At 61.9% G+C, this 13,600-nt stretch carries 14 protein-coding genes; 10 read left to right on the top strand and 4 right to left on the bottom strand.

Annotated elements, in window-relative coordinates; all coding sequences use genetic code 11:
• Positions 1–89 precede the first annotated feature (89 nt).
• The 4 genes from nagB to BN3002_RS00255 all read left to right on the top strand — a co-directional run bounded on the left by nagB (position 90) and on the right by BN3002_RS00255 (position 3,621).
• On the top strand, positions 90–863 hold the full coding sequence (gene nagB, locus BN3002_RS00270) for a glucosamine-6-phosphate deaminase (protein WP_058236061.1): 774 nt from the start codon (positions 90–92) through the stop codon (positions 861–863).
• Between the two features lie 108 nt (positions 864–971).
• Positions 972–1,352 carry a DUF3039 domain-containing protein gene (locus tag BN3002_RS00265; RefSeq protein WP_082628455.1) on the top strand — a complete coding sequence of 127 codons (381 nt, stop codon included), beginning with the start codon at positions 972–974 and terminating at the stop codon, positions 1,350–1,352.
• On the top strand, positions 1,349–3,160 hold the full coding sequence (locus BN3002_RS00260) for a DEAD/DEAH box helicase (RefSeq protein WP_082628454.1): 1,812 nt from the start codon (positions 1,349–1,351) through the stop codon (positions 3,158–3,160). The genes BN3002_RS00265 and BN3002_RS00260 overlap by 4 nt, the downstream gene beginning before the upstream one ends.
• 74 nt (positions 3,161–3,234) lie before the next feature.
• Positions 3,235–3,621 (top strand): DMT family transporter, encoded by a 387-nt coding sequence (locus BN3002_RS00255; protein ID WP_082628453.1) that lies wholly within the window; start codon positions 3,235–3,237, stop codon positions 3,619–3,621.
• Positions 3,622–3,623: 2 nt separating this feature from the next.
• Here the strand turns inward: BN3002_RS00255 and BN3002_RS00250 are convergent, their stop codons facing one another.
• Positions 3,624–4,967, bottom strand: coding sequence for a nicotinate phosphoribosyltransferase (locus BN3002_RS00250; RefSeq protein ID WP_058236060.1), 1,344 nt, complete (start codon positions 4,965–4,967; stop codon positions 3,624–3,626).
• Between the two features lie 175 nt (positions 4,968–5,142).
• Between BN3002_RS00250 and clpS the strand changes: the two genes are divergently transcribed.
• The 4 genes from clpS to BN3002_RS00230 are packed head-to-tail and all read left to right on the top strand — an operon-like array spanning position 5,143 to position 7,749.
• Positions 5,143–5,457 (top strand): ATP-dependent Clp protease adapter ClpS, encoded by a 315-nt coding sequence (gene clpS / locus BN3002_RS00245; protein ID WP_227469160.1) that lies wholly within the window; start codon positions 5,143–5,145, stop codon positions 5,455–5,457.
• A complete protein-coding gene (locus BN3002_RS00240) occupies positions 5,454–6,038 on the top strand; it encodes a DUF2017 family protein (protein WP_058236059.1) in 585 nt (194 codons plus the stop codon). Before clpS ends, BN3002_RS00240 begins: the two co-directional genes overlap by 4 nt.
• A gap of 9 nt (positions 6,039–6,047) precedes the next feature.
• Positions 6,048–6,962: a glutamate racemase gene (gene murI / locus BN3002_RS00235; protein WP_058236058.1), complete on the top strand. Its 915-nt coding sequence runs from the start codon at positions 6,048–6,050 to the stop codon at positions 6,960–6,962.
• A gap of 10 nt (positions 6,963–6,972) precedes the next feature.
• The gene (locus BN3002_RS00230) at positions 6,973–7,749 is read left to right on the top strand and encodes an MBL fold metallo-hydrolase (RefSeq protein ID WP_058236230.1); all 777 of its coding nucleotides are present in this window, start codon (positions 6,973–6,975) and stop codon (positions 7,747–7,749) included.
• Positions 7,750–7,808: 59 nt separating this feature from the next.
• On the opposite strand, the gene rdgB is transcribed toward BN3002_RS00230, so the two are convergent.
• Both rdgB and rph read right to left on the bottom strand, forming a co-directional pair.
• Entirely contained in the window at positions 7,809–8,444 is a 636-nt protein-coding gene (gene rdgB, locus BN3002_RS00225) for an RdgB/HAM1 family non-canonical purine NTP pyrophosphatase (RefSeq protein ID WP_058236057.1), read from the bottom strand.
• A 1-nt stretch (position 8,445) separates the two neighbouring features.
• Positions 8,446–9,228, bottom strand: a complete 783-nt coding sequence (gene rph / locus BN3002_RS00220) for a ribonuclease PH (protein WP_058236229.1) — start codon at positions 9,226–9,228, stop codon at positions 8,446–8,448.
• Position 9,229: 1 nt separating this feature from the next.
• Here rph and nudC point away from each other — a divergent pair, with 1 nt between their 5' ends.
• Both nudC and BN3002_RS00210 read left to right on the top strand, forming a co-directional pair.
• A complete protein-coding gene (gene nudC / locus BN3002_RS00215) occupies positions 9,230–10,315 on the top strand; it encodes an NAD(+) diphosphatase (protein WP_257525338.1) in 1,086 nt (361 codons plus the stop codon).
• A gap of 12 nt (positions 10,316–10,327) precedes the next feature.
• Complete coding sequence (locus BN3002_RS00210; protein WP_257525337.1) at positions 10,328–12,547, top strand: ATP-dependent DNA helicase UvrD2; 2,220 nt, start codon at positions 10,328–10,330, stop codon at positions 12,545–12,547.
• Positions 12,548–12,637: 90 nt separating this feature from the next.
• Here BN3002_RS00210 and BN3002_RS00205 read toward each other — a convergent pair whose 3' ends face one another.
• The gene (locus tag BN3002_RS00205) at positions 12,638–13,591 is read right to left on the bottom strand and encodes a hypothetical protein (RefSeq protein WP_058236055.1); all 954 of its coding nucleotides are present in this window, start codon (positions 13,589–13,591) and stop codon (positions 12,638–12,640) included.
• Between the last annotated feature and the right edge of the window lie 9 nt (positions 13,592–13,600).

Genomic DNA, 13,600 nt, shown 5'->3' with positions numbered 1-13,600 from the left:
CGTGGGCGAACTTCTACAATGAGGGGTGACCCATTCGTCAGGGCGTTGCGTCGCCCTCGTCAATGACACACAACTACGAAGGAGTTGGAATGCTGATCCACGTCGCCTCGAGCGAGGAAGAAATCGGATCCCTGGGTGCAGACCTGATCGAAAAACTGTACGCAGACAAGCCCACCGCAGTGCTGGGCACTGCGACAGGATCATCACCCGTGCCGCTGTACCGCGAACTCGTCGCGCGTCACCAGACGGGCACACTCTCATTCGCCAAGGGACAGTTCTTCCAGCTCGATGAGTACGTCGGAGTTCCGCGCGAACACCCGCAGTCCTACTGGCGTTTCCTGTGCGAGAACATCGTCGACCACATCGACCTGCCCAAAGGCGGCCTCAATGTACCTGACGAACGCGACGGCAACACCCTGGATGAAGCCGCTGCAGCATACGATGCGCGGATCCGCGAAGCAGGAGGCGTTGACCTGCAGATCCTGGGAATCGGATCAGACGGACACATCGGATTCAACGAGCCCGGCGGATCCCTCTCATCACGCACTCACTCGGGCGCACTGTCACGCCAGACCCGTCAGGACAACGCACGTTTCTTCGACGGCGACTTGGAGCAGGTGCCCACCCACTGCATCACGCAGGGACTGGGAACGATTATGGAGGCCCGTCAGCTGCTTATGATCGCCACAGGTGAAAACAAGGCCGAGGCTGTGAAGGAACTGATCGAAGGCGGCGTGTCAGCGCGCTGGCCTGCCACCATTATCCAGTTCCACCCCGCAGTGACTGTGCTGCTGGACGAAGCGGCAGCCTCTCAGTTGGAGATGGTGGAACTGTACGAAGCGGAGTGGGCATCGCGCCACTGACCTGCTTCACAGCTGCCGTACCATGATCGCGGCGGCGAGACTTTTCACACTCAGGCTCTCGGCCCGAATCAGGTCGAGGGCCTGAGCCGTCCCACTTACAATGAAGGTATGTGTGACGTCGAAGCAGTGGCCGAAACAGTGACAGACCCAGGCGAACCCGTAAGCCCGGCAGATCCTGGCAGTCCTGCCGGCGGTGGTGCAGGTCCGTCGACCAGCACCGGCCTGTTGGAACGCACCGAGGTCAAAGAGAAGGAAAAAGACCCCGGTGATGGCGATCGGTTCGCACACTTTGTGCGAAAGGACCGCGTATCCTCCTCGCTGATTACCGGACAGCCGGTGGTGGCACTGTGCGGGAAAGTGTGGATCCCCTCGCGTGAGGCCTCACAGTACCCGGTGTGCCCGACCTGCAGGAAGCTGCGCGATCAAATGGGCAAGAACGGCGGAAACTGGCCATTTTCAAACGGAGGGCGGGGCGGTTCCGGCAAGTGAAAGACCAGGGACATTCCTCCGCTTCACCATCGGTTTCCGCGGCGGCCCAACTTCCACCTGCTTTCCCGGCTCGCGCCGCGTGGGGCACCGCTGGAAGTCTGCGTGCCTGGCAGGCAGCCGCACTCGAGCAGTACCTGAACGCCCAACCTCGGGACTTTCTTGCTGTCGCCACACCCGGAGCCGGAAAAACGACATTCGCGCTGCGCGTAGCGGTCGAACTGATGGGCGCAGGTGTCGTCTCGAAAATCACCGTGGTCTGCCCGACCGAACACCTGAAAACCCAGTGGGCCGACGCGGCGGCGCGCGTCGGTATCCACATTGATCCTGCTTTCTCAAACTCCCAGGGACGTGCAGGCTCGCATTTCGACGGCGTGGCGGTGACCTACGCTCAGGTCGCTGCAAACCCGCACGTCCACTCCTCACGTACCCGTGCATTTCGCACGCTGGTGATCTTGGATGAAATCCACCACGCCGGCGACGCGCTGTCATGGGGTGACGGCATCGGGGTCGCATTCGGGGAAGCAACCAGGCGCCTGTCCCTGACCGGCACCCCCTTCCGCTCGGACTCCTCTCCCATCCCGTTTGTGCGATACGTCGAGGGGAGTGACGGTATCCGCCGCTCGCAGGCCGACTTCACCTACGGGTACGGAGATGCGCTGCATGACGGTGTCGTGCGACCGGTCCTGTTCATGTCCTATTCCGGTGACATGGCATGGCGCACCAGCGCCGGCGATGAGTACCACGCCCGACTGGGGGAGCATTCCACCAAGGACATCATGAAGCAGGCATGGCGCACCGCCTTGGATCCGAAAGGGGAGTGGATCTCCGCTGTCCTGCAGGCAGCCGATCAGCGCCTGTCACAGGTGCGGCGCGCAATTCCCGACGCTGGCGGACTGGTGATCGCCTCCGACCAGTCGGCGGCACGCGCCTACGCGCAGCGCCTGCGCGCCATCACAGGAAAGCCGGCCACTGTCGTGCTCTCCGATGATGCGGACGCCTCCGATCGTATCGATCACTTCCGCGAATCCACTGACCGATGGATGGTTGCTGTGCGCATGGTGTCTGAGGGGGTAGACGTGCCGCGACTGTCAGTCGGCGTGTACGCCACAAACACCTCGACCTCGCTGTTCTTCGCGCAGGCTGTCGGCCGTTTTGTTCGAGCCAGACGACGAGGCGAAACATCCACCGTCTTTATCCCTTCCGTAGTGCCGCTGCTGGATCTGGCAGGGCAGATGGAAGTGGAACGCGACCACGCCCTCGACAAACCGCATCACGGCCCTGATGACCCAACCGTGATGGACACCAGTGCGGAAGACCTGCTGATGGCACAGGCCAACAAGGTGGAAAATGCGAGTTCGGAACTGACCGGAACGTTCGAAGCACTCGGCGGGGATGCCGAGTTCGACGCAGTCTTGTTCGAAGGATCGTCGTGGGGATCAGGCGCTGAGGTCGGATCGATCGAGGAGCAGGAATACCTGGGGATTCCCGGTCTGCTCGATGCCGACCAGGTGACGACGCTGCTCAAAGCCAGGCAGGCGGAGCAGATCAAGACCCAGCGCCGTCAGAGCGATGCGAAGAACCTGCGCGACGCAAATGCAGGGATCTCGGATCACCGGGCACGCGCCGCGAAACGCAAGGAGCTGTCGCGTCTGGTCGGCCAGTGGTCGCGGCGCTCAGGCGATTCACATGCACTGATTCATTCACAACTGCGTCAGCGTTGCGGCGGACCGGAGGTCGCGCGGGCAACCACCGCGCAGATTGACGCACGTATCGCTCTTTTGAGAGGCTGGTTCGTAGGGCGCGCATAAAGGTGCCCAGCGCTTTGGGACGACCCGGATGCGGTGATCACGTGGGGACGGCCCCAATTGAAAGGGGCTGCATCATGCATTGGCTCGTTCTTGTTCTCTCCGGCGTTTTTGAGGCAGTGTGGGCGACCGCGCTGTCCAAGTCTGAAGGGTTCACCAAGGTGGTGCCCATCATCGTGTTTATCCTCGGAGCAGCGATCTCGATGGGCGGCCTGGGGTGGGCGCTCAAAGAAATCCCCGTGGGCACCGGCTACGCGGTGTGGGTCGGGATTGGTGCAGGCACGACTGCGCTGTGGGCAATGCTCAGCGGTGCAGAACCCGTGCGCGTGGTCCGCATCCTGTTACTGTGCGGAATCATCGCGTGCGTCATCGGCCTCAAGCTCGTGTCCGGTGACGACGGTGTCGCTGCTGCCGCACCATCAGAGGGCGCAGGGGTGACGTCCACCACCGCCGGCGACAACTAAGATCAGTCCAGCTCCACGTAGCGCGTGGAGACTGCAGCTTCACCTTCAGACAGTCGCCACGCCTGGTAAGGCAGCTCGTTGCGTGATTTCAAGTGATGGTCGCGTGCCTGCTTGAGCGCATCGATGCTCCACAGTTCACTGCGAATCTCACCGTCGACAACCAGCGGGATCTGCAGAGGGCGCGCCTTCTGCTTCGTCAGCTCTTCTTCGGCAGCCTTCCGTGTCGAAGCCGTGACCAGGAGTTCCTCGTAGGCGTAGCCTTCCTCGTCGTAGAGGCGGCCGGCGTACTTGCGGCCACCGACCGTGCTCTTGGACTGCGATTTCTTGGCAACGGGCTGCATGACGCCGTCTGAATCTTCACGAGCCACCATCTTGTACACCAGCGCCGCGGTCGGAACCTTGGACCCGGTCACCAGGCGAGTGCCCACGCCGTAGGAGTCCACGGGTGCCGCGCCCAGGGCGGCTATCGCATATTCGTCGAGGTCGGACGTGACGGTGATCTTCGTGGATGTGGCGCCCAGTGAATCAAGCTGGCCGCGCACCGTGAACGCCTGCGCCACCAGGTCACCGGAATCGATGCGCACGCACCCGAGCTCCTGACCCACTGCGCGGGCAGCCTCAACAGCGTTGACGACCCCTTGCGGAATGTCATAGGTGTCAACCAGCAGCGTGGTCGAGGCGCCAAGCAGATCGATCTGCGCGTCGAAAGCTTCGCGCTCGCTGTCATGGAGCAGCGTGAACGCGTGAGCGGACGTGCCGATAGTCGGAATGCCGTAGCGGATACCTGCTTCCAGATCCGAGGTGCCGGCAAATCCGCCGATCACTGCGGAGCGGGCAGCTGAAACGGCGGCGCGTTCATGGGTGCGGCGCGCACCCATATCCAGGCAGGGACGGCCGTGAGCTGCGATCGTCATGCGGGATGCCGCAGATGCGATCGCACAGTCATGGTTGAGGACCGACAACAGCAGCGTTTCCAGCAGCACACATTCTGCGAAGGAGCCCTCCACGGTCAGCAGTGGCGAGCCGGCGAAATAGCATTCGCCTTCCTGGTAGCCGTCGATCGTGCCGCCGAAACGGAAGCCTCTGAGATAATCCAGCGCATCGTCGGACACGATTTTCTGATCGTGGAGCCAGTCGATTTGCTGGTCGGTGAATTCGAAACGCTCCAGCGCCTCGAGGATGCGGCCGGTGCCCGCAACGACACCGAAACGGCGGGTTGCTGGCAGGCGACGACCGAACAGTTCGAAGACCACTTTGCGGGACGCGGTTCCGCGTTTCATCGCAGCGTCCAGCATGGTCAGCTCATACATGTCTGTTAACAGAGCAGTTGAAGGTGAAGCAGGCATACCCTCAATCTACTCTCTTCTCACCGGAAAGACCGACTCGCCGGCAATCCGCTTGCCACTCAAAAGGCCAGTGGAAGCACCATGAAATGAGTGTGAATGGCCAGAAGCGGCGCGCGCGAAAATGCACTGCGTCAAAACGGCACGGCTAAACCTGCGGGGCCATACGCTTAGGAGCATGAGCGGGAGGTCTATGACAACGTCGTTTCACGACCGTGCGGTTCCTGATCAGCCGCGCGAGGATGCCTCGTCATGCCCATTGGCACAGTGGCAAACCGTGGTGTGGGATGACGTGGTGAACCTGAACGACTACGTGGTAGAAGTGCTGATTCGACACTTCGGATACTCGCGTCACGCTGCCGACGAACTGACTGCGCAGATCCACACATTCGGCCGGGCCGTCGTGTCAACTGGAATCAGAGAACGCATGGAAGCTGATGTGCTGGCCATGCACGGATACGGCCTGCACGCCACGCTGGAGCAACTCACATGATCACTGCGTTCGCACTGCAGGAAGCCGGATACGTCTGCAACGTGTCGACGCAGTTCCTGCACCTGTTGCGCCAGCTCATTGAAGAAATACTGGTCGTCCTCGACGAGCCGGGCGAACTGTCCACCTTCGTGCTCGCCGCCACCGAAGTGGAAACCACGCGCGATGAGCCACACGACCCGGCACTGGGGAGCCTGCTCCCGCCCATGAGCGACGACCCACCGGAGGCGGCGAATCTGCGGGCCCTGACCGAAGACTTCCTGCGTGCGGAAAAAGCGGCGCGACTGCGGCGGATCCACACCGAACTCTCGTCTGCAATCGGCACAGACACGGTGGTGATAATGGTCACCCACCAGGAAGTGTGGGACTGGCTCGCTGCCCTCAATGACGTGCGACTGGCTCTGGCGGGTGAACTGGGTATTGACTCACGTGAAGCGGAGAATAAAGTCGCTGAGCTTGCGCACGCATGTGACCTGGAGCAGCCGCTCAGCGAGGCAACGATGAGTGCCGGAATGTACATGATGGTCACGTGGTGGCAGGATTCACTACTGACAGCGGTGCGCGAGGAGGCCTGGTCGCATTAGTCTCCAAACATGGACAGTGCTCCGATAGGGATCTTTGACTCAGGTTTAGGCGGCTTGACGGTCGCCCGCGCCGTCATGGACAAGCTCCCTCACGAACGCATCGTCTATCTGGGGGACACAGCCCACACGCCGTACGGTCCGCGCCCAATCGCACAGGTCCGCCAGCTCGCGTTGACCTGCCTGGATGAACTGGTCGAACGCGGTGTGAAAGCACTGGTCATCGCCTGCAATACGGCGACCGCAGCAGCGCTGTCAGATGCCCGCGAACGCTACACGGCGCAGCAGGGAATCCCGGTCATCGAAGTGATCACACCGGCCGCGCGCTCAGCGATCCGTGCCACCCACAACCGCCGAATCGGCATCATCGGCACCTCCGCAACCATCCAATCCCAGGCATACAACCAGGCGCTCGCAGCAGTTCCGGACGTATCCGTCTTTTCAGCCGCATGCCCCCGCTTCGTGGAATTCGTCGAAGCAGGCATCACCACCGGGCCGGAGCTCGAGGCCGTCGCACGCGACTACCTGGCACCACTGATCGACGCCGACGTCGACACCGTCATCCTGGGGTGTACGCACTACCCGCTGTTGACTGGCATCATCAGCCAGACGATGGGTGAGGACGTCGCCCTCGTCACTTCGTCGGAAGCAACGGCCAACGACACGTACAAACTGCTGGTGGAGCGCGACATGACCGCTCCCATCCCCGAACAGGCCAGCACAGAGCAGTCGGTGCTCACCGAGCCTGCCCACGAATTCCTGACAACGGGAGCTCCTGAGACGTTCGAACACCTCGCGCGCCGATTCCTGGGACCGGAAGTGCGCTCGGCTCATAACATTCACGGTCCTGCATCTACCGCCGATGCACGGCTTGCGCGAGACGGAACGCCTCCGGATGCCGCACCCGACACACCACGGAAAGAGTGATGACATGTCAATGACGCTGACCATCATCGGATGCACCGGTTCAATGTCCGGCCCGCACTCACCTGCGTCCTGCTACCTGCTGCAGACGCAGGAAACACGTGAGGACGGCACGACGCGAACGTGGAATATTGCATTGGAGATGGGGCCGGGTGCCTTCGGGCAGCTCTGGCGCGTCATTGACCCGGCAGACCTGGACGCAGTGATCTTTTCGCACTGCCACGCCGACCACATGGGCGACGTGATTTCCCTGCACGTGCACCGCAGGTGGGGGCCGGGACGAGGCTGCGGCACACTCCTGCTGGCAGGTTCAGAACAACTGCCTGAACGGGTGCGCCAGATTGACGGGTGTGACCCGGCGGAGACGTACACCGATGAATTCGAGTTCTACCGGATGCGCCCGGGCGTTCCCTTCAACGTGGGCCCCCTGACCATCACGCCCAGCACCGCTCAACATACCGTCGAAGCCTTCGGCGTGCGCATTGAGGACGAGGGTGGCGCCACCATGTTCTTTACCGGCGACACCGACCAGTGCGACACGATTATTGAGGGTGCGCGCGGTGTCGACCTGCTGCTCAGCGAAGCCGGATTCACCGAGGCTGACACGACGCGCGGCATCCACATGTCGGGTGTACGTGCGGGCGAGGTCGCCACGCAGGCCGGTGTCAGGCGAGTGGTGCTCACTCACATTCAGCCGTGGACCCCGGTCGACACGGTGATGAGTGAACTGCGCCAGACCTGGCAGGGGGAGGCGCAGATCGCCCGCGCTGGTGACGTGTTCGAAATCTGAGGCGACCAGCCTGCGGCTGTGGGCAGTGAGCCTGCGGCTGAGGCCAGTTTCTTCAGAATTTAGGACGCCAGTACGCGTGCCACATGCGGGGCAAGCGCACGAAACGCAATGCCGCGGTGACTGATCGCATTCTTGTCCTCGGGGCTCATCTGGGCGGTTGTGCAGTCGAAGCCGTCGGGAACAAAAATCGGGTCGTAGCCGAATCCGCCGCTGCCGTGGCGTTCGCGCAGCAGGTGGCCGTGCACCTCGCCGCGTTCCACAAAAGTCTGCCCATCAGGTGTGACGAGCACTGCCGCTGACACGAATGCGGCACCGCGATGCCGATCGGGCACATCCGCAATCTGACTGAGCAGCAAGTCCAGATTCGCCGCGTCATCACCGTGATGTCCACTCCAGCGCGCTGAGAAAATCCCGGGCGCCCCGCCCAGCACGTCCACCGTGATTCCTGAATCGTCAGCGATAGTGGGCAGGCCGGTCAGTTCACACAGGTGACGCGCCTTGATCAGCGCATTGTCCTCAAAGGTGATGCCGTCTTCGACAGGTTCATCTGCGCCGGCCTGCGCCAGCGTCACGATGTATCCGTCGTGAACTCCCGGCACGAACGGATCCAGGATTGCGCGCAGCTCTGAGACCTTATGCGCGTTCGACGTGGCAAATGCCAGGACTGGTGTGGCCAGCGCGTCGCCCTCGTTCATCTCAATCCTCCAACGAGACGGTTGTGCCGACCTCGGCTTCCAGTGCGCGCTGCTGCAGGTTATGTAGCGTCGCATTGCCGGCGGTGGCCAGGTCGAGCAGCTGCCCGAGCTCCTCCCGGTCAAAGAGGGCGTGCTCAGCGGTGCCCTGAACTTCGACGAATTTACCGGAACCGGTTTGCACGACGTTCATGTCAGTCTGGGCGCGCACGTCTTCCTCGTACGGCAGGTCCAGCATGGGAACGCCGTCGATGATTCCCACTGAAATGGCGCTGACTGAGTCGGACAGCACGGGAGCGGACGCCTGTGGATGAATGAGGCCGTTTTCAGTTCCCCACCTGACAGCATCGGCCAGCGCAACCCATGCGCCGGTCACAGATGCGGTGCGGGTGCCACCGTCGGCGCGCAGCACGTCGCAATCCAGCACGATCGTGTTCTCACCGAGGGCTGCCATATCCACCACTGCGCGCAGTGAGCGACCGATGAGCCGGGAAATCTCCTGAGTGCGCCCCGAAATCTTGCCTTTGACAGATTCACGCTGACTGCGGTCCGACGTTGCGCGCGGCAGCATCGCGTATTCGCCGGTCACCCAGCCCAGGCCGGAGTCCTTCCGCCAGCGCGGGACGCCGGCAGTCAGGGATGCCACGCACAGGACGCGGGTGTTGCCTGATTCGATCAGTACGGAGCCTTCACCGGTCCCGGACCATCCGCGGGTCATGCGAACGGAACGAAGCTGGTCGAGTGCGCGCCCGTCGGCGCGAGTTTCTTCATTATTTTCAAGTGTCATAGTGACCACGGTAGTGCGAACCGTTACTGTGGTCATTATGGAACTCGATCTTCCACTGGCGCGCGGCGCACTCGACGCGATGACGACGATGCGCGAAAAATCCACCATCTCGCAGATTCTGGACGACGGTCCTGCCGCATTTCACGGCCTTGTCGACGGGGAAGTCAGCAATATTCGTCTCTTCTTCCTCGATTCGACAGGATCTGTCGGACTCATCCCATCAGGTGACGGACTTCACGTCTTCAGCGTGCCTGCCTCGTGCGCGTCCCTCTTCTCTTTCCCCATTGACGAGGACGACGCTGCCCTGATCGGACGCACTGGCAACGGGGTTGCCTACATCGCCATTGCACTGCCCACAGGACAGGAAGATGCTCTTGAAGAAACGCTCGGCGAGAGTGGGCAATCAGAGGGCATTTGCGATCTGAGTTGGCACAGCGTGCGCCGCGTCGGGCACCTGCTGAGTGACGATGACAGTGCCATGACAACCGCCGCAAGCGCCCTGCTGTTCTGGCGCGCCGCCACCAGCTTTTGTGCCCGATGCGGCGCAGCGGTGCGGCCCACAGGCTGCGGCTGGACCGTCACATGCAGTCAGTGCGATCACATCGAATACCCGCGTCAGGATCCGGCAGTGATCGTCGCCATCGTTGATGACGATGAGCGATTGCTCCTGGCACACAATTCAGGATGGAAGACGGGGTACTACTCGTTGATCGCCGGCTTCATGGAAGCGGGTGAGGCACCCGAACGTGCAGTGGCGCGTGAAGTGCGTGAAGAAGTCGGACTGGATGTGAGGCAGGTTCGATATCAGGGTGCGCAGCCGTGGCCATTTCCGCGCTCGCTGATGCTGGGATTCACCGCTCATGTCACGGGCGGGCACGACAGTGAGCCGGACGTGCGTCCCGATGGTTCCGAAATAACGAATGCCGCGTTCTATTCGCGCGACGAGTTCGCTCAGTGTCTGCGCGATGGTCGGATCATCGCATCAGGGCCGACGGCAATTGCACACGGGCTGATCGAACAGTGGTTTGGTGGCCCGTACCTGCATCTGCAGCAGGGCACACGGTCCGCAGATGCACGTGCCCACTGAGACAATGCCTCTATGACAGACAGCATGATGGAAGCGGAGCAGCTTCTGGACGCCCTCGATGAGGATCAGCGGCGCGTTGCCCAACAGGTACGCGGCCCGATGGCTGTCCTCGCGGGGGCAGGAACAGGGAAAACCCGCGCAATCACGTACCGCATCGCATACGGTGCGGCTACCGGCGCGTACGATCCGGTGAGCGTCCTGGCCGTAACCTTCACACAGCGCGCTGCAGCCGAGATGCGTCAGCGACTGCGGGATCTGGGCGTGGCTGCGGCTCAGGCGCGCACTTTCCATTCCGCTGCGCTGCGCCAACTGACGTATTTTTGGGAAACAGGGTTTGGCGGTAGGCGCCCGGACTTGATCGAACACAAGGCATCACTGGTTGCGTCAGCTGCCGCGCGCTGTGGGATCAGGGCGGACAAGACCACGGTTCGTGACCTGGCGGCAGAAATTGAATGGTCAAAAGTCTCCATCGTAGATGCCGAACGCTATGCGCCAGTGGCGCGCAGACAGGGACGTATCCCCCCGGCGGGCCTGGAGCACTCAGAGTTCGCTCGCCTGTTTGACGCTTACGAGGAAGCGAAAATGGATCGCGCCGTCATCGACTTTGAGGACGTGCTGATTTTGATGTGCGGCCTGATGGAAACACGTGAGGATATTGCCCGGCATATCCGCTCTCAATACCGCAATTTTGTGGTCGATGAGTACCAGGACGTGTCCGCGCTGCAGCAGCGCCTCCTGGACCTGTGGCTGGGGGAGCGCCATGACGTGTGCGTGGTCGGTGATGTCGCTCAGACGATCTATTCCTTTGCCGGGGCAGACGCATCCTATTTGGCCAGGTTTGCGCAGCGTCATCCAGGGACGCGCGTAGTGGAACTGACCCGTGATTACCGCTCAACCCCTCAGATTGTGTCGATAGCGAACCGAGTGATGGAACGGGCTGGCAGGTCGCGACTCAGTGCAGGCACCGCAGCAAGTGGTGCTTCGGGTGACGGCTCAGGGGCCCGTCCCTCGACAGGTGCGATGGCAGGTGCCGTCCACCTGGTGTCGCAGCGGCCATCCGGCGCTGCAGTGGCGTTTCGGACCTATGGCGATGACATGGAGGAAGCTGCTGGTGTCGCGCAGCGCATCGCAGCACTGGTCAAGTCCGGTGATACCTCCTTGCATTCATGCGCGATCCTGTACCGCACGAACTCGCAGTCAGAAGTTTTTGAAACGGCCTTGTCGCAGGCCGGGCTGTCATGTGTTGTTCAGGGCGGCAAACGTTTCTTTGAACGTGAAGAAGTCAAACGCGCCATGCTGGTTCTGCGGCGCGAGGCAACCGCGCAGCGCCGTCACGACGGTGAAGACTTTACCGACGGAGCAGATGACGGCGCAGACGGGGCGCACGCCCCTGATTCTGTGGACGTGAGCGGCGACACCGAACTGGTTGCCACGGTTAAAGAGCAGCTCGCCCTGGTGGGGTGGAGCCCGGACGCTCCACAAAATGCCGGTGCTGAACGTGAACGATGGGACAACCTCAATGCGCTGGTCAGCCTTGCTGAAGAACGCGCCCACCTGACGTTGCCCAAATTCGTCGATGAGCTGGGGGAACGCTCTGTTGCTCAAGCTGCCCCCACAGTCGATGGCGTCACGCTGTCCACGCTGCATGCAGCGAAAGGACTGGAGTGGGACAACGTGTTCCTGGTCGGTGCCAGCGAAGGGTTGCTGCCGATCTCACTGGCCACTACTGCGCAGGCACGGGAAGAAGAACGACGCTTGCTCTATGTTGGGTTGACGCGTGCGCGTGATCGCCTCGAAGTGTCGTGGGCGCGTTCCCGTGGCACTGGCCGCAGCCATAAGAACAGGTCACGCACATCGTTGCTCGATGGTATCTGGCCCAAGGAAGATAAATCCGCGCGCAGCGCCTCCCGTTCACGTGCGCGATCATCTCAGCCACGCCGCAAGGCTGACGATATGGAAGCCTTTGAACACGAGTTCGGGCCGCAGGCAGTGGCAGCATTTGAAGCGCTTAAACAGTGGCGTCTTGAACAGGCTCATGCCCAGTCGAAACCAGCATTTACCGTCTTTGTCGATTCCACGCTGCGCGACATTGCGTCGGCTCGTCCCAAGACGCTGCGTCAGCTTGGAGTCATCCGAGGCGTGGGTCCTGTCAAACTTGATGCCTATGGTCCTCAGGTTCTGGCTATCCTGCGCGGTCTGGACGACGCGGAGTCTGACGGGGCCTCGAAATAAGCAAGAAACCGACAGTGGGCGCGGATCCTGGTCGACCACACGATCTGGCACTTCACCACGCATCTTGCCGGGCGCGGCTCCAGAGCAGATTCACGAATAGGCGCGGATAGCGACCGGCTCGTGGGATGGAACGGCGTCTTCAAAGGGTGTGCCGTAAGCCCCGCACCCGCAGCGCTCATGTGGTGCGATCGCACTGAGCCTCACCTGCCCGTCGGAATCAACATGCGCGGTTAAGGCATCTGGCCCGCACATTTCGGACTCACCAAGTACCGAGTACCCCAGCGTTCGGGCGACGGCCGTGGCCGCACACAACGCTGCCTGACACTCACATGCCGGTGGCAAGGGGCCAACCGGCCACTGTTCCATCTGCGTGGCCAGCAGCGGCCACGACGCATCAGTATCAACTAAAGCCAGTGCCGCACACTGCGCGCACGGGGTGTGCCCAGGTATCACCAACGGTCCGATGACTACGGAGCGTTCATGGCGCGTCATCACCAGGTGCTGCTGGTCATCAGCCAGTAAGAACCCGCACGCAGCCAGGTCAAAACTTCTGGGCCGAGACACCACCGTCAGATCACTGCGCGACAGGGAACCGACAAACACGTGTGGAAAACGCGCTCGGATCATCTCGCCTGCAGCGTACGCGCGGCACGTTGCGAACGTGTCGGCGGGCATCAGATCAGCGAACCTCCCGATCGATGGTCGCGGATCACGAAACTCAAAACGTGAAAAACCGCTGCGTATCAGCAGTTCAACGAGGCGCACGCTCAGGGCATCCAGTCCGTCAATGCAGATCCCTTCACGCATGGCGGGTGCCTCACCCTCGTCAATGAGATGAGCCGCGCGCAAGCGGGAGACAAGAGGAAGCACGTGCGGCAGCATGCGGACAGGAGGGTCCTCAGGTGAACATGATGCAGCCTGCACGAGCCACTCGCGTTGCGCGGATGTGACCTGGGTGAACACGACACACTTGGATGGATCTGAACCAATCTGAACGGTCGTCGGGTCGCGCCAAAGGACCGCTGTTCCTGGGGTGATGCGCATACTGCCTCC

The organism is Actinomyces ihuae, from assembly GCF_001457875.1.
Lineage (GTDB): Bacteria > Actinomycetota > Actinomycetes > Actinomycetales > Actinomycetaceae > Pauljensenia > Pauljensenia radingae_A.
The sequence above is the reverse complement of the archived record's forward strand: the minus strand, read 5'-3'. Positions and strand labels throughout refer to the sequence as shown.